Source organism: Acinetobacter sp. A3 (genome assembly GCF_012371415.1).
Taxonomy (GTDB): domain Bacteria; phylum Pseudomonadota; class Gammaproteobacteria; order Pseudomonadales; family Moraxellaceae; genus Acinetobacter.
Window position 1 is genome coordinate 1 of the sequence record NZ_JAAZQW010000106.1, and the last position, 504, is coordinate 504.

The window sequence follows — 504 nt, forward strand, 5'->3', positions numbered from 1 at the left end:
TTGGAAGGAAAGTTCAGGTCGGTATGGTGTACGTAAAGTCTGGCAAAAACTGAAACGTGAAGGCTATATTATTGCACACTGTACTGTTGCTCGATTAATGAAAAAGCTAGGTATACAAGGTGTTTGGCGAGGTAAGAACAAACAAACCACCCGTAGCCGAGATGACCAAAAACGAGCAGATGATTTAGTGAAACGTAATTTTACTGCTGATCATCCTGACCAACTGTGGGTCAGTGACTTTACGTATATTCAAACAAATTCAGGCTGGGTCTATACCGCCTTTATTATTGATGTGTTCTCACGAGCAATTGTTGGCTGGAAAGTATCTACACGAATGAATACAGATATGGTGCTCGATGCATTAGAGCAAGCATTGCATGATCGAGGCATGCCAAAGAATGTGATTCATCATTCCGACAGAGGTGTGCAATATCTTTCTATTCGCTATACCAATCGTTTAGAAGCTGCAAATTTACGAGCATCAGTCGGTACAACTGGTGATTC

General features: G+C 41.5%; 1 protein-coding gene. It reads left to right on the plus strand.

Features of this window, described 5'->3' with window-relative positions; genetic code table 11:
* Positions 1 to 504 (plus strand): IS3 family transposase (locus tag HHA42_RS13450; protein WP_168526883.1); only part of this gene is annotated, 504 nt, incomplete at both ends.